The following is a 17,334-nucleotide window of genomic DNA, read 5'->3' as shown; positions in this document are numbered from 1 at the left end:
GTTAGGAACCCCTGACTCAAGGAGAGAGTTTTGAACATCCATGAATATCAGGCGAAGGCCCTTCTTCGCTCCTACGGCGCCCCGGTCTCGGATGGCCGTGTCGTTCTCGCTGCTGAAAATGCTAAATCCGCTGCAGGCGAATTGGACGGCCCGCTCTGGGTTGTGAAAGCTCAAATCCACGCAGGGGGCCGCGGTAAAGGCTCCTTCAAGGAAGCTGATGCGGGCGAAGCAGGCGGCGTGCGTCTATGCAAATCCGTTGAAGAAGCTGCCACCGAGGCAAAGAAGATGCTGGGCCGCACATTGGTCACACATCAGTCCGGCCCTTCGGGCAAACAAGTGAACCGCATCTACATCGAAGACGGCTCCGGCATCGAGACTGAGCTTTATCTGGCTCTGCTGGTAGATCGCCAAACATCGCGCGTGTCCTTCGTCTGCTCCACCGAGGGCGGCATGGACATCGAAGAGGTCGCCGCGTCGACCCCTGAAAAAATTCTTTCGTTCTCTGTTGATCCGGCCACCGGTTACCAAGCCTTCCATGGCCGCCGCATCGCATTTGCTCTGGGCCTCAAAGGCGGTCAAATCAAACAATGCGTTCAACTGATGGGCACACTCTACAAAATGTTCGTCGAAAAAGACATGGAGATGCTGGAAATCAACCCGCTGATCGTGTCCGACAAGGGCGATCTTAAATGCCTCGACGCCAAGATGGGCTTCGACGGAAACGCCATCTATCGCCACCCCGACGTGGCAGAGCTGCGCGACGAGACCGAAGAAGACCCCAAAGAGCTGGCGGCGTCCAAATATGACCTGAACTACATCGCGCTGGACGGGGAAATCGGCTGCATGGTGAACGGTGCGGGTCTGGCTATGGCGACCATGGACATCATCAAGCTTTACGGTGCCGAGCCTGCCAACTTCCTCGACGTAGGCGGCGGTGCGACCAAAGAGAAGGTTACCGAGGCGTTTAAGATCATCACCTCCGACCCCAACGTCAAAGGCATCCTCGTCAACATCTTCGGCGGCATCATGCGCTGCGATGTGATCGCCGAGGGCGTAGTCGCGGCCGTGAAAGAGGTGGGACTGAAGGTGCCGCTGGTTGTTCGTCTCGAAGGGACCAATGTTGAAGAGGGCAAAGCCATCATCAACGGCTCCGACGTGGACATCATCGCAGCGGACGACTTGAAAGACGGCGCCGAGAAGATCGTGAAAGCGGTTAAAGGTTAAGGTCGGACAATGGGAATGGCGAAACTGGACACATCGGCGGAGATGGCGATTGGTCGGGATTGGGTGAAGAGCCTAGCCCTGATCGGTATCTGCGTCTTCGTGTGTGTGTTCTTCGTACATGCCATCCAATCCGAAGCGTCAGGATACTATCAGCAACGTGCCAAAACCGGCGGCTATCTTATCCTGCCTCTCATGGTTCCCTTCACACTCTGGGTGGTTTTTCGGCTGTTCGTTCCCTTTGGCCCCCTTTTGCGGATCAGCCCAGACGGCTTCGCGGACAGGCGGGTCAATACCCGTTTGGTTCCGTGGTCCGAGGTCAAGAACATCGTGGCGCGGTCAGAGTTCGTAACTTTGACACTGTCACGGGGCTTCACGAAGTCCTACTCGATGTCACTTGGTCAAAGGCTATTGAAATGGAAACGCAAGGCCGGACCAAGTCATCTGGTGGTGGCCTACTGGTTCATCAAACCGACCGAGACCAACCTCAAAGACATCCTCTCCGCCTACCGGGCGGCGCACATAAACACACAGACGGCGGCAGCGACCTAGGCGCAGCCACAATTTGCAAGGAGGCCCACATGGCCATTCTCATCGACGAAAACACCAAAGTGATCTGTCAGGGCTTCACCGGCTCGCAGGGCACGTTCCACTCTGAACAGGCCATTGCCTACGGCACCCAGATGGTCGGCGGCGTGACGCCCGGCAAGGGCGGTCAAACGCACCTGAACCTGCCCGTGTTCGACAGCTGCCACGAGGCGGTCGAGCGCACCGGCGCCGACGCCACCGTGATCTACGTGCCGCCCCCCTTCGCGGCAGACTCGATCCTGGAAGCCATCGACGCCGAAATCCCCTTCATCTGCTGCATCACCGAGGGCATCCCTGTGCTCGACATGATGAAGGTCAAGCGCGCGCTGGAAGGCTCCGCCTCGCGGCTCATCGGCCCCAACTGCCCCGGCGTGATCACGCCCGATGCGTGCAAAATCGGCATCATGCCCGGCCACATCCACAAGCGCGGCTCCGTCGGCGTGGTCTCCCGCTCCGGCACCCTGACCTACGAGGCGGTGAAGCAAACCACGGATTCCGGCCTCGGCCAGTCCACCGCCGTGGGCATCGGCGGCGACCCCATCAAAGGCACCGAGCATATCGATGTGTTGGAAATGTTCTTGGCCGATCCAGAGACCCACTCGATCATCATGATCGGCGAGATCGGTGGCTCCGCCGAGGAAGAAGCCGCGCAATTCCTCGCAGACGAGAAGAAAAAGGGCCGCTGGAAGCCAACCGCTGGTTTCATCGCTGGTCGCACGGCCCCTCCCGGCCGCCGCATGGGCCACGCTGGCGCGATTGTTGCCGGTGGCAAAGGCGACGCGGAAAGCAAGATCGAAGCCATGAAGTCGGCTGGTATCATTGTGGCTGAGAGCCCCGCAGGTCTGGGCGAAGCCGTTCTAAAGGCGATCGGGTAAGTGGCCCGCTGGCCGCGCATAATCGCATCCTGCGCGGCGGGCGTCTTCATGACGCTCGCCGCGCAAGGCGTTTTCGCGGCCGAGTCCACGGTCGCAGCAAAACTCATCAACACGTGCCAAAAGCCGATCACCAGCGACCTTCCGCATGACATCATCCTGAAGCAGAGCGGCTGGATCACAGTGCATGGCGGACAGCTTGAGGAATTTGCCAAGATCCGCTCCGAAGCACTCGTCGCGCAGACACTTGTCATGGGGTTCAACGACGCAGAGAGCGTGGACGCCCTGTATGACGAGTTTGCTCGGCAATCTCTTGACTATGTGACCAACAGCGCCCCGAAAGATGCCCCCTTCTTTTTCCGGCATCCCAAGGGGCAAGGCTGGTTCGCAGAGGTGTATTTCGAGACGCCAAACCATTGGGTCTGCGCCCTGTATGGCACCGATGTCAGTGCGGGCGATGCCTTCATCAAGGAGATGGCATCTGGGCTGAGCCAGATGGACGATCCTGCGGGCTCCGGCCTCGACAGGATGCCTGATCGCGATGCGCTGAAAGCGCTCAGCCGTGGCGGTATCCCCGAAGACGAACCCGGAGCGGAGCTGGCCTATGTCGGCCACTACAACCTGAATGGCGACCCTTTCGGGTGCCACAGCGTCCAAGCAGTAGCTTTGTCGCCCGCTTGGCTGAAGGCCGAAACCAAACGTGAGGTCGAAGGCGTCTTTCTTCTAACTGTTGACGTGGATTTCCGCGCAGGGAACCGAAGATCATCGGCCAAACGCATACTGACTGGCGGGTGCTAACACATGCTGAAACGGGCCTTTCTCGCGAGTCTTCTGGCCGCGACACCTCTCCAAGCGCTGACGCTGACTGAAATGTCTGACTCGATCGAGGCATGTCACCTGCCCCACGCAGAGGTGGATGCGACTGTTGACGCGTTGGCGGCCCAAGGTTGGGTGCCAGTTCCACAAGGCGACCTTGCCCCCGAAATTATCGAGCTACTGATCTGGCCCCAAGTGGCCTTCTACGCCACAGGCGACACGGGCGGTGAGCAGATCAAGGCCATCGTCGAACTACAGCGAAAAACCGTTGCAGGCTTTGCCAAGAAAAAAGACATTCCCCAAAGCAAAACGCGCATCCTGACCCGACAGATCGGCACGGATGTTGAGGCTGCTTTGGTGTTCTGGCTGCAACCTGACCCCGCGCAGACCAACATCATCTGCCGCTTTGCTCTATCCTCCACCTCGCTGATCGGCCACACGGCTGGCGGCTTTGCGGCCCCGCAGGTCGTTGACCAGAGCGATGCGACCGCTACCAAATCCTTCTCTGTCACCGTTATGAACGCGGGGCATCTGGCCAACCAGATTGCGGCCCCCGTCAATGTTAGTGGCGTGGTGGAGACCCAAACCAGTTTTGCGACGGGGGGCAACTGATGGCGCTCTACGCATACATCGGGCTGTTCTTATGCTCGCAACCCGAACCTAATTCCTACGGTCCCAACCCTAACGAGGTCCCAATATGACCGACCAGTCCTCTAACGACCAGTTCCACGCCTCCTCCTTTATGCAAGGCCACAATGCCGAGTATCTGGAGCAGCTCTATGCGCGCTACGCCAATGACCCGAATGCGGTCGACGAGGGCTGGCGGGACTTCTTCAAAGCCTTGGGCGACGCCGATCAGGACGTCAAACAAGAGGCTGCCGGCCCATCTTGGGCACGTTCTGACTGGCCCCCAGTCCCCAGTGATGACCTTACCCAAGCATTGGACGGTCAATGGGCAGAGCCAGAGAAAGCCGCCGAAAAGATCAAAGGCAAAGCCGCTGAAAAAGGCATCTTAGTGTCCGATGATCAGGTCAAGCAAGCGGTGCTGGACAGCATCCGCGCCATCATGATCATCCGCGCCTACCGGATCCGTGGCCACCTTGCCGCGAACCTTGACCCGCTTGGCATGAAAGAGCCGGAACCGCACCCAGAGTTGGAGCCGAAGAACTACGGCTTCACGGAAGCCGACATGGACCGCCCGATCTTCATCGACAACGTGCTGGGACTGGAGACCGCTTCCATGCGCGAGATTGTGGGCATCCTGAAGCGCACCTATTGCGGCACCTTCGCGCTGCAATACATGCACATCTCCAACCCCGAAGAAGCGGGCTGGCTGAAAGAGCGTATCGAAGGCTGGGACAAGGAAATTACCTTCACCCGCGAGGGCCGCAAAGCGATCCTGAACAAGCTGGTCGAGGCCGAAGGGTTCGAGAAATTCCTGCACGTCAAATACATGGGCACCAAGCGCTTCGGCCTTGATGGCGGCGAAAGCCTCGTGCCTGCGATGGAGCAGATCATCAAGCGCGGTGGCTCTTTGGGCGTCAAGGATATCGTCATCGGCATGCCGCACCGTGGCCGCCTGTCGGTCTTGGCCAACGTGATGAGCAAGCCATACAAAGCGATCTTCAACGAGTTCCAAGGCGGCTCGTTCAAGCCTGAGGATGTCGACGGCTCCGGCGATGTGAAATACCACCTCGGCGCCTCGTCCGATCGCGAGTTTGACGGCAACTCTGTACACTTGTCGCTGACGGCCAACCCGTCCCACCTTGAGGCGGTGAACCCTGTTGTTTTGGGCAAGTGCCGCGCCAAGCAAGACCAGAACCACGATCCCGACCGCACGACGGTTATGCCGATTCTGCTCCATGGCGACGCCGCGTTCGCGGGCCAAGGCGTTGTGGCAGAAGGCTTCGGCTTGTCCGGCCTGAAAGGTCACAAAACTGGCGGTACGATGCATATCGTGGTGAACAACCAGATCGGCTTTACCACTGCGCCGCACTTCTCGCGCTCCTCGCCGTATCCGACGGATATCGCTCTGATGGTGGAAGCCCCGATCTTCCACGTGAACGGCGACGACCCAGAAGCGGTGGTTCACGCCGCTAAGATCGCGACCGAGTTCCGCCAGAAGTTCCACAAAGACGTGGTCATCGACATTATCTGCTACCGCCGGTTTGGTCATAACGAGGGCGACGAGCCCATGTTCACCAACCCGTTGATGTATAAAAAAATCAAGAAGCAAAAAACGACGCTGACGCTTTATACAGAACGCCTTGTGCGCGACGGCCTGATCCCAGAAGGCGAGATTGAGGACATGAAGGCGTCTTTCCAATCTTACCTCAATACCGAATTCGAGGCGGGCAAGGACTACAAGCCGAACAAAGCTGACTGGCTGGACGGCAAGTGGTCGCATTTGGATCGCCGCGCCGAAGATGATTATCAACGCGGACAGACCTCTATTTCGAAAGAGACGTTCGATCAGGTCGGGAAATCACTGGTGACTGCGCCCGAAGGCTTCCCGCTGCACAAGACTGTCGGTCGCCTGCTGGAATCCAAAGCCGAAATGTTTGAAACAGGCGAGGGCTTTGATTGGGCTACGGGCGAGGCACTGGCTTTTGGGTCCCTGCTGACCGAAGGCTATCCTGTCCGCCTGTCGGGGCAGGACTGTACGCGCGGCACGTTCAGCCATCGTCACTCCGGCCTGATCAATCAGGACACCGAGGAACGTTACTACCCGCTCAACAACATTCGCGAAGGGCAGTCGCATTACGAGGTCATCGACTCGATGCTGTCGGAATACGCTGTGCTAGGCTTTGAATACGGCTACTCGCTGGCCGAACCCAATGCGCTGGTCCTTTGGGAAGCCCAGTTCGGCGACTTCGCCAACGGCGCGCAGATCATGTTCGACCAGTTCATCTCCTCCGGTGAATCAAAGTGGCTGCGGATGTCCGGCCTGGTCTGCTTGTTGCCTCACGGCTATGAAGGGCAAGGCCCCGAGCACTCCAGCGCACGTCTGGAGCGGTTCCTGACCATGTGCGGCGGCGACAACTGGATCGTGGCCAACTGCACCACACCCGCCAACTACTTCCACATTTTGCGCCGCCAGTTGCATCGCGACTTCCGCAAGCCGCTGATCCTGATGACGCCGAAATCATTGCTGCGTCATAAGTTGGCGGTGTCAAAGGCGGAAGAGTTCCAAGACGGCTCCAGCTTCCACCGCGTGCTGTGGGACGATGCGCAGCACGGCAATTCCGACACCGAGCTGGTGGCGGACGACAAGATCAAGCGGGTTGTGATGTGTTCCGGCAAGGTCTATTTCGATCTGTTGGAAGAGCGCGACGCGCGCGGCATCAACGACGTATATATCCTGCGCTTCGAGCAGTTCTACCCGTTCCCTGCCATCTCGGCGGTCAAAGAGCTGGAACGCTTCCCGCAGGCCGAAATGGTCTGGTGTCAGGAAGAGCCGAAGAACCAAGGCGCTTGGTCCTTCATGGAACCAAATATCGAGTGGGTCCTGACCCGCATCAAAGCCAATCATTCGCGTCCGGTCTATGCTGGTCGCGCAGCAGCTGCGTCGCCCGCCACGGGTCTGGCCAGCCAGCACAAAGCACAACAAGCCGCGCTCGTGAACGACGCGCTGACAGTCAAAGGAAACTAAAATGTCTGAGATCCGCGTCCCAACCCTTGGCGAAAGCGTCACCGAAGCAACCGTGGCCACCTGGTTCAAAAAACCTGGCGATGCTGTCGCCGTAGACGAAATGCTGTGCGAGCTGGAAACCGACAAAGTGACCGTCGAAGTGCCCTCCCCCGTGGCGGGCACCCTGTCGGAAATCGTTGCGCAAGAAGGCGAAACAGTGGGTGTCGACGCCCTGCTGGCGCAAGTCAGCGAGGGCGAAGCCGCTCCTGCGCCTGCTGCCAAAGACGACGGGAAAGAAGACGCGCCAGCAGCAGCGCCTGCGGCGTCTGGCGGCGACAACGTTGACGTGATGGTGCCAACCTTGGGCGAAAGCGTCACCGAGGCGACCGTGTCCACTTGGTTCAAGCAGGTCGGCGACACCGTCGCACAGGACGAAATGCTGTGCGAGTTGGAGACTGACAAAGTGTCCGTCGAGGTTCCGGCCCCGGCTGCTGGCACAATCACCGAGATCCTTGCGCCTGAAGGTGCGACGGTTGACGCTTCTGCGAAGCTGGCCATTCTCTCCTCCTCAGGTGGTGCGGCTGCAGCCGCTGCGCCTGCGGCGTCCAAGGCCAGCGCCTCTGCACCCGCAGCAAGCGGCGCAAAAGACGTCGAAAATGCCCCGTCCGCCAACAAGATTATGGCCGAGAAAGGCATCGACCCTGCCTCAGTCCAAGGTTCCGGTCGCGACGGGCGGATTATGAAAGGGGACGTGCTGAAAGCCGCAACCGCGCCAGCCCCTGCGCCTGCAGCGCAAGCCCCACGTGCGCCTGTCTCGGCCGATGACGCTTCGCGCGAGGAACGGGTTAAGATGACCCGCCTGCGCCAGACCATCGCGCGCCGTCTGAAGGAAAGCCAAAACACCGCCGCCATGCTAACCACCTATAACGAGGTGGACATGACCGAGGTGATGGCTCTGCGCAACGAGTACAAGGATCTGTTCCTGAAGAAACATGGCGTGAAGCTGGGCTTCATGTCCTTCTTCACCAAGGCCTGCATCCACGCGCTGAAAGAAGTGCCAGATGTAAACGCAGAGATCGACGGCACCGATGTGGTCTATAAAAACTACGTCCACATGGGCATCGCCGCTGGCACGCCAACTGGCCTAGTGGTTCCGGTGATCCGTGACGCGGACCGGATGTCGTTCGCCGAGATCGAGAAAGCCATTGCCGAGAAAGGCGCCCGCGCCCGTGACGGCAAGCTCTCCATGGCCGAAATGCAGGGCGGCAGCTTCACCATTTCCAACGGCGGCGTTTACGGCTCGCTCATGTCCTCGCCCATCCTGAACCCGCCGCAATCCGGTATTCTTGGCATGCACAAAATTCAGGACCGCCCGATGGCGATCAACGGCCAAGTGGTGATCCGCCCAATGATGTATCTGGCGCTGTCCTACGACCACCGCATCGTCGACGGCAAAGGCGCCGTGACGTTCTTGGTCCGCGTAAAAGAGGCACTTGAAGACCCACGTCGGTTGTTGATGGATTTGTAGGTCAAGTGGATGGAGTTCGGGGCCGAAACTGCTGAAACGGATACCCCAGCGGCACGCGATCGGTTCACCAAGAGCGAACGGATCGCGCGCTGGAGCCTCGGTCTTGCCCTGACCCCCATCGGCTTCGGTGGGTTGATCCTCATGCACGGTATCAACGACCATCTGTTGATTGGGCTCGCGGTTACGTCGGCACCTGTGGCATTGATTCTTCTGGGTTCAAAAATGTTAGAGAAGTCTGACGAAGTGGCCCGTACCATAATCCGCTACGGCTCGATCCTTGCGCTAATAACTCAGATCGCTCTGCTACTTCTCGGGTTCGTTGTTCTTGTCACTCTCCCGACCAGCCTCATCGGATTGGCTTGCTGCATTGGCATATTCCGTGAGCTCAATTCAAAGGCCCGTAAAGCCCGTAAGGCGGTTCATTCTTCGCCAAAGGCGAACGGTTCACCCACCACAAACCCGTAAGGCGGGGTTCACCCCGCCAGCCCAGAAAGACTAAATGGCCTATCTAGACCCCAAAACCCTCACCTGCCCGAAATGCGATTTCAGCGATGAAATCCGCATCGTGGTCGGTGTCGGTCCGAGCTCCGAGCCGGGGGATACGCCCTACCGCCGCTTCCAGAACTCAGGCGGATTTATCAAAGGCACCAAAGAGGACGGCACCCGTGACGGTACACTGCTCTGCCCCAATGACGGCACTATCGTCTGGACCAACAAAGCTGGGAAAAAGGCCAATCCATGACAACTGAACTCACCATTCTAGCGCTGGCGGGCCTGCTGCAAGCCGTCCAGTTCAGCCTCTACTCGGTCACGGCGCAGATGCAGGTTGGCAGCAAAGCCGCCATGTCCCCGCGCGACCGCAAGATCGAGTTGACCGGCACCGCCGGCCGGCTGCAGCGCGCCTTGAACAACCATTTCGAGGGGCTGATCCTGTTCACCCTTGCCGTTGTGGTCGTCACTTTGGGCAACCAGTCCAGTACCACGACCCAAACCTGCGCCGTGATCTACCTGATCGCGCGCGTTCTCTACATTCCCTGCTACGCCTTCGGCCTGACACCATGGCGTAGCGTTGTCTGGGCGGTGGGCTTCCTCGCCACCGTGACCATGCTACTCTCAGCCCTGATCCCCTAAGGAGACCCCCCATGTCCGCATATGACGTCATCATCATCGGCTCCGGCCCCGGCGGCTATGTTTGCGCCATCCGCTGCGCACAGCTTGGCCTGAAAACCGCGATCGTCGAAGGGCGCGACACCCTTGGGGGCACCTGTCTGAACGTGGGCTGCATCCCGTCCAAGGCGCTGTTGCACGCATCGCACCAGTTGCATGAGGCCGAGCATAACTTCGCCAAGATGGGCCTGAAGGGCAAAGCACCGTCGGTCGATTGGAAACAGATGCTGGCCTATAAGGACGACGTTATTTCGACGAACACCAAGGGCGTTGAGTTCTTGATGAAAAAGAACAAGGTGGACTGGATCAAGGGCTGGGCCTCCATCCCTGCGGTGGGCAAGGTAAAGGTGGGTGACGACGTCCACGAGGCCAAGAATATCGTGATCGCGTCCGGCTCCGAAGTCTCCACTTTGCCGGGTGTCGAGATCGACGAGAAGGTCGTTGTATCCTCCACCGGCGCGCTGGAACTTGGCAAGATCCCGAAGAAACTGGTTGTCATTGGCGCAGGTGTGATCGGGCTGGAACTTGGCTCTGTCTACAAGCGCCTGGGCGCAGATGTGAAGGTGATCGAGTTCCTCGACGCGATCACGCCCGGCATGGATGCTGAGGTATCGAAAACCTTCCAGCGCCTGCTCAGCAAGCAAGGGCTGGAGTTCCAGCTGGGTGCCGCCGTGCAAGGGGTCGAGGTCAAGAACAACAAGGCCAAGGTCACCTACAAACTGCGCAAAGATGACAGTGAGCATGTCGAAGACGCCGATTGCGTGTTGGTGGCGACAGGCCGCAAACCCTATACTGACGGTCTCGGTCTAAGCGAGCTTGGAATCGAAATGGAACAGCGTGGCCAAATCAAGACCGACGCGCATTGGGCGACCTCTGTCAAAGGCATCTACGCCATTGGCGACGCCATCGTTGGCCCGATGCTGGCCCACAAGGCCGAGGACGAAGGCATGGGCGTGGCAGAAGTTCTGGCGGGCCAGAAGGGCCACGTGAACTACGACGTGATCCCCGGCGTGATCTACACCCACCCAGAGGTTGCCAATGTTGGCGCGACCGAAGAGCAACTGAAAGAGGCTGGTCGCAACTACAAGGTTGGCAAGTTCTCCTTCATGGGCAACGGGCGTGCGAAGGCCAACTTTGCGGGCGACGGGTTCGTAAAAATTCTCGCAGACAAAGACACCGACCGTATCTTGGGCGCACATATCATCGGGCCAATGGCTGGCGATCTGATCCACGAGATTTGCGTCGCCATGGAATTTGGCGCTGCCGCCGAAGATCTGGCCCGCACCTGCCACGCGCACCCGACCTACTCGGAGGCCGTCCGCGAAGCGGCCTTGGCCTGCGGCGACGGCGCGATCCACAGTTAGTCGCTGGACGGAGCAGTAAATACGTTCGGAAGCGCGTTTTGCGCTTCCGTCTCGGTCAGGAACCTTTCCTTTTCAACGTCGTAGTAAGATCCATCCGGCGCAAGAAACAGCCCTACCGACCTTAGAATTGGATCTGTCGTCAACTCTTTAGCCCAGTCGGACGCTTCGATGTTCGCCAGTGTTGTGTTCAAATCGGACAAGGACTGTCGGCTGATCTCGACCACGTTGAACCGATCCGCAGAAATCTGCGCGACGGTGTTTACAGCCGCGATCCCGTCATCCGACAAACGCTCCTGAAACTTAAAGAGGTTTTGCAAGGCGGCTTCGTACTCCTCGGAGAAACCGCCGAAGTGGCCCAAGGCATAAAGCGCTTCACCCGCAGCCATGCGGATGCGCAAGTATCCATTATCAATGATGTTTTGCGCTGCCTGAACGTCTTTGGAAAGGTCAGCCTTCTCAGTTTCCAGTGCGGCAATGTCGTTCGCAAGTTGGGTCCGTTGGGTGTCGAAATAGCCCGTGACCCAAGCTGCGAAGACCCCTGCCAACGCAATCAGAAGGGGTGAGAGGCTGGCCAATGAGCCGGGCCGCAACCATAGCGGCCGAGACGCATCGGCGATCTCGACACGCATTTTTTCCACCTCGAGCCTGCGGCGCTCCAGCTCAATCTTCTGGGTTTCGGCTTCAAAATCCATTTTGTTAATCCGTGCACTTGCGGGGCAAGCCTACCGCATGGCGTGCCAGTTCACCAAGCACTGCGATGCTATTGCGCCAACATCCGCAGGCCTTGGGTCACATCTGCTCGCACGGCCAGCCGCAAGCCCGGCTCGTCCCCCGCCTTCAGCGCAGCAACAATCAGGCGATGATGCCGAGGCAACTCAGAGCGGCGCAGTTTCTCGTAAAGGCTCCGCATAGTCGGCCCCATTTGAAGCCAGACAGTTTCTGCCATAGCCAGCATCGCAGGGGCTTGGGCGCGCAGATATAGCGTGCGGTGGAATTCGAGGTTTGTGCGGATATAGCCAACCGCATCCTGCCGCGCGATCGCCTGACCGATCACCCCGTTAATGGATTGCAAACGGTCGATCAGCGCGAAGTGGGCTCTTGGCAAAGCCCGCGCAGCCAGTTCCGGCTCCAACAACGCCCTTAGGGCCGCCAGTTCTTCGATCCGGTCATTGGAGAGCTCTGGTGTTGAAATTCGCCCTGAGGATGACAGGGTAAACGCGCCTTCCGCCACCAATCGGCGCATGGCTTCGCGGGCGGGTGTCATGGACACGCCGAACTCTTTACCGATCCCGCGCAAGGTCCTTGCCGAGCCGGGAAGGATCTCCCCGTGCATGACCTGCGCGCGCAGGCGGCGATACACCACGTCATTGGCGGCGCCGGTCGGCTCTGGCTTTGATGAATTCAGCAACATGGGCGCGACTGTGATCACATCGCTCCGTCGGGTCAAGCAGTCAGACGTCCAACTCGGCGACCAGCGCTGCAAATGAGGCCCCATGCATGTCGCGATCCTCGCGCGTGCCTTGAATTGCGGGGCGCGGCAGACTGAGCTTAAGCACATTCAGCGACGGCATCTCGTAACGGTCCACAACGGCCGGGTCGGCCTTAAATAGCACCGCGACACGATCAGAGGTGATCGAGCCGCAGACTTGAGAAAAGACCGCAGGTGTGCCGCAGAAAATGTCGACGGTCAGCCAGAATGGACCTGCATTTTTGGACCGCACTTTGACGGCGATATCCCCAAGCTTGCTCATGCACCCAACTCCTCGACCGTCAGGGCAAAAGCGTCCATCGGGTTCTCCAGCTCAAGCACGTGGTTCAGGCAGAACTCATAGACCGCGCCACGGTTCACCTCCGGCGGCGAGAACGGGAAGGCGAAGGTTGGCATTTCCTCGTCCTCGGTCAGAGGATGGTGCAGCAGGTAGGGGTTCAGAACCTTAGCAACTTCGCGCGACAACGCTTCGGTCGGCGCGGTGACCATTCCCAAAACACCCACTTCCGTGCCCGCTTTTGCTGCGCTGTCCAAATCGCCCAATGTAGCGTCCAGCCCGATCAGGCGTAATTCAATCTCGAAGCCCTCGCCGACACGCGCGCTGGCTTTGGCGGTAGCTTTGGTCACGATATCATCACACCAAGCGCGGATATTCGCGACATAACGCGGATCGCGCACTGTCACCAAAGACACCGTCTGGAACCCAGCCAGCCGCGCGCCCTCCAGCTTCACGGTATAGCGGTCAGAAACCACCCATTCGCTGCCAGTGACCCGCACGCGCTTGTCGTCCAGTGCTTCGTATTTCGCGCCGGTCACATCCAGATGCCCGCCGGGCTCATATAGAATGTCCGGGTTGGAGTTCTCGTAAAGCATATGCGCCGAAACCGTGTGCGGGGTCGCACGGGCCTCTGCACCCATCGGGGTGATGGTAAAGCCTTCGGCGTCAAACTCGATCAGGATCGTGCCGGAGTTGGGTGCCGTGGTCGCCAGCGCCCCGCACTCCCCGATTTTGGCGCCGTGCCAGACACCGCCCGCATGGCATCCCCGCGCAAGTGGCAGCGCTGATATGATGGCTGTATCCGTCGTCCGGCCCGCGATCACGATATCCGCGCCGGTGTCGATGGCCGCTTGTATCTGTTCCGCCCCCGCCAAGGCCACGATGTTGGAACAGGACGCGAGCACGTCCTCGGAAATCTCGGGCGCGGGGTTAAGCGGGGTGATCTTCCCCTGCCCCAACGCGTCGATCAATCCGTCCGGCCGCTGCCCGCTTTTGAGCACGGCCAGCTTCACTTTCATGTCCAGATCGGAGGCAATCTCGCGGGTGATGTCCACCAGCCAGTCAACCGCGCTGTCCGCGCCGCAGGTGCCAGCCGTGCCGATAATCAGCGGCACGCCCGCTTCGGCCCGGGCTTCCATTAACTCGCGCCATTCCGCCTTGGTGGAGCCGCGCGCGTATTTGGAAGTGCCCGTCCCAAGGTAATGGGGCCCACTGTCAGTGGAGCCCCCGTCGATAGCAATGATGTCAGGTTTCTCGCTTATTCCTCGCGCCAAAGCCGCACGATCATAGCCGAGCCCCAATGCCCCCGATGGAATAAGAACTTTGACCATTAGTCTGTGATCGCCTGTGGTTTCTTCAGAATGTTACGCAGGAACATGGGAGCCACGAAGCCTGCAATCGCTGCTACCCACAACCCGATCGCGATCGGGCTGGAGAACAGATATGTCGCGTCGCCATCCGACAGCGTCATGGCACGGCGCAGTGCGTCTTCCATGTTGCCGCCAAGAAGGATGCCAAGGATCACTGGTACCGTCGGGATGTCGAGCTTGCGCAAGATATACCCCAATGCCCCGAAGCCTACCATCATCAGCAGATCGAAGTAGCTGCCCGACAGCGAATAGATGCCGACGAAAGAGACCATCGTCACACCCGGAAGCAGAATCCACGCCGGAACCATCAGGATTTTGACGAAGATTTTCACCATTGGCACATTCATCAGCAGTAGCACGACGTTCGCAATCAACAGCGAGGCAATCAGGCCCCAAACGACCTCTGGACGGTCGGTGAAAAGGGTCGGCCCCGGTGTAATGTTCAGCGTCATCAGCAGCGCCAGCAGCACTGCAGTCGTACCAGAGCCGGGCACACCCAGCGTCAGCATCGGCACCAGCGCGCCACCGGCGGCAGCGTTATTGCCTGCCTCGGGGGCAGCGACACCTTTGGGAACGCCCGTGCCGAAACCGCCTTTTTCGCCGGCGATGGACTTCTCGGTCATGTAGGCCATGAAAGACCCCAAGGACGCGCCTGCACCGGGCAAGATGCCCGCGATGAAGCCCACACCAGAGGATCGCAGCATAGTCCATTTGGTGTCCCAGATGTCCTTCCAAGGCACTGTGACCTTGTCAAGCTTCACCCCGATGGCGGAGCCTTTGCCATGGCTTTCGATGAAGAAGAACACCTCGGCGATAGCGAACAGGCCGACAATGGCCACAAGGAAATCGACCCCGTCATATAGGTGCAGATTGCCGCCCGTTAGACGTGGCAATCCGGAAGAGGAATCCACGCCAATCGTCGCGATACCAAGGCCGATACAAGCCGCCAGTGCCGACTTCGCCTGGTTGTTAGACGCCATTCCACCAAGGGTACAGAATGCCAGAAGATAGAGCGCGAAGTATTCGGCGGGACCAAACAAGAAAGCCACTCGCGCTAGCGAAGGTGCCAGAAGCATCAGGCCGATGGTGGCCAGAAACGCGCCTACAAAAGAGGCCACCCCGGACAAAACCAGCGCGTCGCCCGCCCGGCCTTGCTTGGCCATCGGGTAGCCATCGAGGGTCGTCATCAACGCGGGCTCATCGCCTGGGATGTTCAGTAGAATTGAGGATATCCGCCCACCATACATCGCCCCGTAATACACCGACGTCATCAGCACCAACGCGCTGGTGGCATCAAGGCCAAGGGTGAAGGTAATCGGAATCAGGATCGCCACGCCGTTCGACGGCCCGAGGCCCGGCAGCGCGCCGATGATTGTTCCAAGAAAGCAGCCACAGACCGCGAGAAACAGGGTGTAGGGTGACAACGCCACACCGAAGCCCAGCGCAAGGTTTGATAGAATGTCCATCTCAGTGCCCCACGAACGGAATAAGAATTGAGATCGCGTCCCACAGCTTCGCGGGTGTCGGAATGCGGTAGGCAACGATGTTGCCAAGGCCAAGCGCGAACTTGAACAGCACAAAAAGTCCCAGAGACAGGCCAATACCTGCAAGCATTGCGGGCTTGGCGCGCGGCGAAATCTGATAGCTCAGGATGCCCGCGGCAAAGATTGTCGGTAGGATGAAGCCGAGCGGCTTCAACAGCACGGCATAGATCGACAGCACGGCCACAGCGACACCCATAGATATCCACGATCCTGCTGGAGGCCAGTCAGGCTCCGCGTCCGGCTTGAAAACCATGTACAACGAAGAAAGCGCCGCCACGCCTCCGATCAGCATCGGAAACAACTTCGGCAAAAATTCACCAGAGAACAGGTTTGTCTGAATCTGAGTGGCGGCCGCGAGATACGCGACCGCCGTGATCAGAGTGACCAGACCAAATATCCGGTCAGAGGCCATTACTGGGTAACTCCCAGTTCTTTGGACATTGCGGCGATGTCTGCAACAAGACCATCGACGTAGGATTGGAAATCGCCACCGACTTTGGTGAACGGGGCCAAGCCGTTGTCTTTCATCGCCTGCGCCCACTCATCGCTGTCAGCAACTTGCTGCAGCTTACCGGCCCATTCGTCGAACTTCTCGTCAGAGATGCCCTTAGGCACGTAGAGACCACGCCAGTTCACCGCAACCACATCATAGCCCTGCTCTTTTGCAGTCGGGATATCGTCAAAGCCCGGCACGCGCTCGTCAGTGAGCACCGCGATGACGCGGATGTCACCGTTGGACAAGAACGACACAACTTCGGACATGTCGCCAGTCATGGCTTGGGTGAAGCCACCCACGGTTTGCGTGATCGCATCCGCGCCACCGTCAACACCGATGTATTTAACTTTGGTGATGTCGGTGAAGCCTGCCTTCTGCAAAATCATCAGCGGCTTCATGTGGTCAAACCCACCCACGGCAGAGCCGCCAGCAAATGCAACAGAACCTGGCTCGGCCTTGATGGCATCAACCAGATCGCCCAATGATTTGAACGGGCTGTCAGCGGCCACAACGATAACACCCGGATCGGCACCGATTGCGCCAACAAAGCGCACTTGGTCAGCCGTCATGCCAGCGTAAGCATTTTGTGCCAGTCGCGTGGTGGTGGCGGAAGATGCGGCGACAATCAGGTCGCCATCATCGGAACGCTCGGAAACAACGTGGTTGTAAGCAAGACCGCCACCGGCACCCGGCATGTTGGTCACCTGAACAGGTGTATCAACGGCTTTGATGTCATACATGATCTTGCCGATTTGGCGGCAAGTGAAATCCCAGCCGCCGCCAGGGTTGGCAGGCGCGATACATTCAGCAGCGGAAATTGCGGTGGTGGCCGACAGGCCCAAAACGGCACTCGTCATGAGCGCCTTAAAAAGACGGTTCGTCATAGATTCCTCCCATTTGACATGGCGGGATTCCCCGCACATGGTCCCAGACAAACGCTGAAACCTGACACGAACCTGTCACGCCGCCCA

At 59.0% G+C, this 17,334-nt stretch carries 18 protein-coding genes; 11 read left to right on the top strand and 7 right to left on the bottom strand.

The genetic code is table 11. The features are described from left to right. Positions 1-30 precede the first annotated feature (30 nt). The 11 genes from sucC (at position 31) to lpdA (ending at position 11,187) form a co-directional block, all read left to right on the top strand. The gene (gene sucC, locus BM352_RS06690) at positions 31-1,224 is read left to right on the top strand and encodes an ADP-forming succinate--CoA ligase subunit beta (RefSeq protein ID WP_090214118.1); all 1,194 of its coding nucleotides are present in this window, start codon (positions 31-33) and stop codon (positions 1,222-1,224) included. 15 nt (positions 1,225-1,239) lie between these two features. Beyond that, positions 1,240-1,773: a hypothetical protein gene (locus tag BM352_RS06685; RefSeq protein WP_090214115.1), complete on the top strand. Its 534-nt coding sequence runs from the start codon at positions 1,240-1,242 to the stop codon at positions 1,771-1,773. Positions 1,774-1,802: 29 nt separating this feature from the next. Next, positions 1,803-2,684, top strand: a complete 882-nt coding sequence (sucD, locus tag BM352_RS06680; RefSeq protein WP_090214112.1) for a succinate--CoA ligase subunit alpha — start codon at positions 1,803-1,805, stop codon at positions 2,682-2,684. Then, positions 2,685-3,479, top strand: coding sequence for a hypothetical protein (locus BM352_RS06675; protein WP_090214109.1), 795 nt, complete (start codon positions 2,685-2,687; stop codon positions 3,477-3,479). 3 nt (positions 3,480-3,482) lie between these two features. Next, a complete protein-coding gene (locus tag BM352_RS06670) occupies positions 3,483-4,109 on the top strand; it encodes a hypothetical protein (protein ID WP_090214107.1) in 627 nt (208 codons plus the stop codon). 85 nt (positions 4,110-4,194) lie between these two features. Next, entirely contained in the window at positions 4,195-7,149 is a 2,955-nt protein-coding gene (locus BM352_RS06665) for a 2-oxoglutarate dehydrogenase E1 component (RefSeq protein ID WP_090214104.1), read from the top strand. Between the two features lies 1 nt (position 7,150). Continuing rightward, complete coding sequence (gene odhB / locus BM352_RS06660; protein WP_090214101.1) at positions 7,151-8,656, top strand: 2-oxoglutarate dehydrogenase complex dihydrolipoyllysine-residue succinyltransferase; 1,506 nt, start codon at positions 7,151-7,153, stop codon at positions 8,654-8,656. A gap of 9 nt (positions 8,657-8,665) precedes the next feature. Next, entirely contained in the window at positions 8,666-9,121 is a 456-nt protein-coding gene (locus tag BM352_RS06655) for a hypothetical protein (protein WP_090214099.1), read from the top strand. A 34-nt stretch (positions 9,122-9,155) separates the two neighbouring features. Then, on the top strand, positions 9,156-9,398 hold the full coding sequence (locus tag BM352_RS06650; RefSeq protein ID WP_090214097.1) for a hypothetical protein: 243 nt from the start codon (positions 9,156-9,158) through the stop codon (positions 9,396-9,398). Continuing rightward, positions 9,395-9,787, top strand: a complete 393-nt coding sequence (locus BM352_RS06645; RefSeq protein WP_090214094.1) for an MAPEG family protein — start codon at positions 9,395-9,397, stop codon at positions 9,785-9,787. The genes BM352_RS06650 and BM352_RS06645 overlap by 4 nt, the downstream gene beginning before the upstream one ends. Positions 9,788-9,798: 11 nt before the next feature. After that, positions 9,799-11,187 (top strand): dihydrolipoyl dehydrogenase, encoded by a 1,389-nt coding sequence (lpdA, locus tag BM352_RS06640; protein ID WP_090214092.1) that lies wholly within the window; start codon positions 9,799-9,801, stop codon positions 11,185-11,187. Here lpdA and BM352_RS06635 read toward each other — a convergent pair. The 7 genes from BM352_RS06635 to BM352_RS06605 form a co-directional block, all read right to left on the bottom strand. Beyond that, positions 11,184-11,879, bottom strand: coding sequence for a hypothetical protein (locus tag BM352_RS06635; protein WP_090214089.1), 696 nt, complete (start codon positions 11,877-11,879; stop codon positions 11,184-11,186). The genes lpdA and BM352_RS06635 overlap by 4 nt on opposite strands. A 68-nt stretch (positions 11,880-11,947) precedes the next feature. Continuing rightward, the gene (locus tag BM352_RS06630; protein WP_090214086.1) at positions 11,948-12,598 is read right to left on the bottom strand and encodes a GntR family transcriptional regulator; all 651 of its coding nucleotides are present in this window, start codon (positions 12,596-12,598) and stop codon (positions 11,948-11,950) included. A 40-nt stretch (positions 12,599-12,638) separates the two neighbouring features. Further along, on the bottom strand, positions 12,639-12,938 hold the full coding sequence (locus tag BM352_RS06625; protein WP_090214084.1) for a DUF4387 family protein: 300 nt from the start codon (positions 12,936-12,938) through the stop codon (positions 12,639-12,641). Beyond that, positions 12,935-14,284, bottom strand: a complete 1,350-nt coding sequence (locus BM352_RS06620; RefSeq protein WP_090214081.1) for an acyclic terpene utilization AtuA family protein — start codon at positions 14,282-14,284, stop codon at positions 12,935-12,937. The genes BM352_RS06625 and BM352_RS06620 overlap by 4 nt, the downstream gene beginning before the upstream one ends. Beyond that, on the bottom strand, positions 14,284-15,789 hold the full coding sequence (locus BM352_RS06615; RefSeq protein ID WP_090214078.1) for a tripartite tricarboxylate transporter permease: 1,506 nt from the start codon (positions 15,787-15,789) through the stop codon (positions 14,284-14,286). The genes BM352_RS06620 and BM352_RS06615 overlap by 1 nt, the downstream gene beginning before the upstream one ends. A 1-nt stretch (position 15,790) precedes the next feature. Then, a complete protein-coding gene (locus BM352_RS06610) occupies positions 15,791-16,279 on the bottom strand; it encodes a tripartite tricarboxylate transporter TctB family protein (protein WP_090214076.1) in 489 nt (162 codons plus the stop codon). Further along, positions 16,279-17,247 carry a Bug family tripartite tricarboxylate transporter substrate binding protein gene (locus BM352_RS06605; protein ID WP_090214073.1) on the bottom strand — a complete coding sequence of 323 codons (969 nt, stop codon included), beginning with the start codon at positions 17,245-17,247 and terminating at the stop codon, positions 16,279-16,281. Before BM352_RS06605 ends, BM352_RS06610 begins: the two co-directional genes overlap by 1 nt. Between the last annotated feature and the right edge of the window lie 87 nt (positions 17,248-17,334).

The organism is Litoreibacter janthinus (genome assembly GCF_900111945.1).
Lineage (GTDB): Bacteria > Pseudomonadota > Alphaproteobacteria > Rhodobacterales > Rhodobacteraceae > Litoreibacter > Litoreibacter janthinus.
This window is presented reverse-complemented; position numbering and strand designations above follow the sequence as displayed.

Coding starts and splice junctions, on each gene's coding strand:
- BM352_RS06685 (WP_090214115.1), top strand. CDS start 1,240: ATGGCGAAACTGGACACATCGGCGGAGATGGCGATTGGTCGGGATTGG.
- sucD (WP_090214112.1), top strand. CDS start 1,803: ATGGCCATTCTCATCGACGAAAACACCAAAGTGATCTGTCAGGGCTTC.
- BM352_RS06670 (WP_090214107.1), top strand. CDS start 3,483: ATGCTGAAACGGGCCTTTCTCGCGAGTCTTCTGGCCGCGACACCTCTC.
- BM352_RS06665 (WP_090214104.1), top strand. CDS start 4,195: ATGACCGACCAGTCCTCTAACGACCAGTTCCACGCCTCCTCCTTTATG.
- odhB (WP_090214101.1), top strand. CDS start 7,151: ATGTCTGAGATCCGCGTCCCAACCCTTGGCGAAAGCGTCACCGAAGCA.
- BM352_RS06655 (WP_090214099.1), top strand. CDS start 8,666: ATGGAGTTCGGGGCCGAAACTGCTGAAACGGATACCCCAGCGGCACGC.
- BM352_RS06650 (WP_090214097.1), top strand. CDS start 9,156: ATGGCCTATCTAGACCCCAAAACCCTCACCTGCCCGAAATGCGATTTC.
- BM352_RS06645 (WP_090214094.1), top strand. CDS start 9,395: ATGACAACTGAACTCACCATTCTAGCGCTGGCGGGCCTGCTGCAAGCC.
- lpdA (WP_090214092.1), top strand. CDS start 9,799: ATGTCCGCATATGACGTCATCATCATCGGCTCCGGCCCCGGCGGCTAT.
- BM352_RS06635 (WP_090214089.1), bottom strand. CDS start 11,879: ATGGATTTTGAAGCCGAAACCCAGAAGATTGAGCTGGAGCGCCGCAGG.
- BM352_RS06630 (WP_090214086.1), bottom strand. CDS start 12,598: ATGTTGCTGAATTCATCAAAGCCAGAGCCGACCGGCGCCGCCAATGAC.
- BM352_RS06625 (WP_090214084.1), bottom strand. CDS start 12,938: ATGAGCAAGCTTGGGGATATCGCCGTCAAAGTGCGGTCCAAAAATGCA.
- BM352_RS06620 (WP_090214081.1), bottom strand. CDS start 14,284: ATGGTCAAAGTTCTTATTCCATCGGGGGCATTGGGGCTCGGCTATGAT.
- BM352_RS06615 (WP_090214078.1), bottom strand. CDS start 15,789: ATGGACATTCTATCAAACCTTGCGCTGGGCTTCGGTGTGGCGTTGTCA.
- BM352_RS06610 (WP_090214076.1), bottom strand. CDS start 16,279: ATGGCCTCTGACCGGATATTTGGTCTGGTCACTCTGATCACGGCGGTC.
- BM352_RS06605 (WP_090214073.1), bottom strand. CDS start 17,247: ATGACGAACCGTCTTTTTAAGGCGCTCATGACGAGTGCCGTTTTGGGC.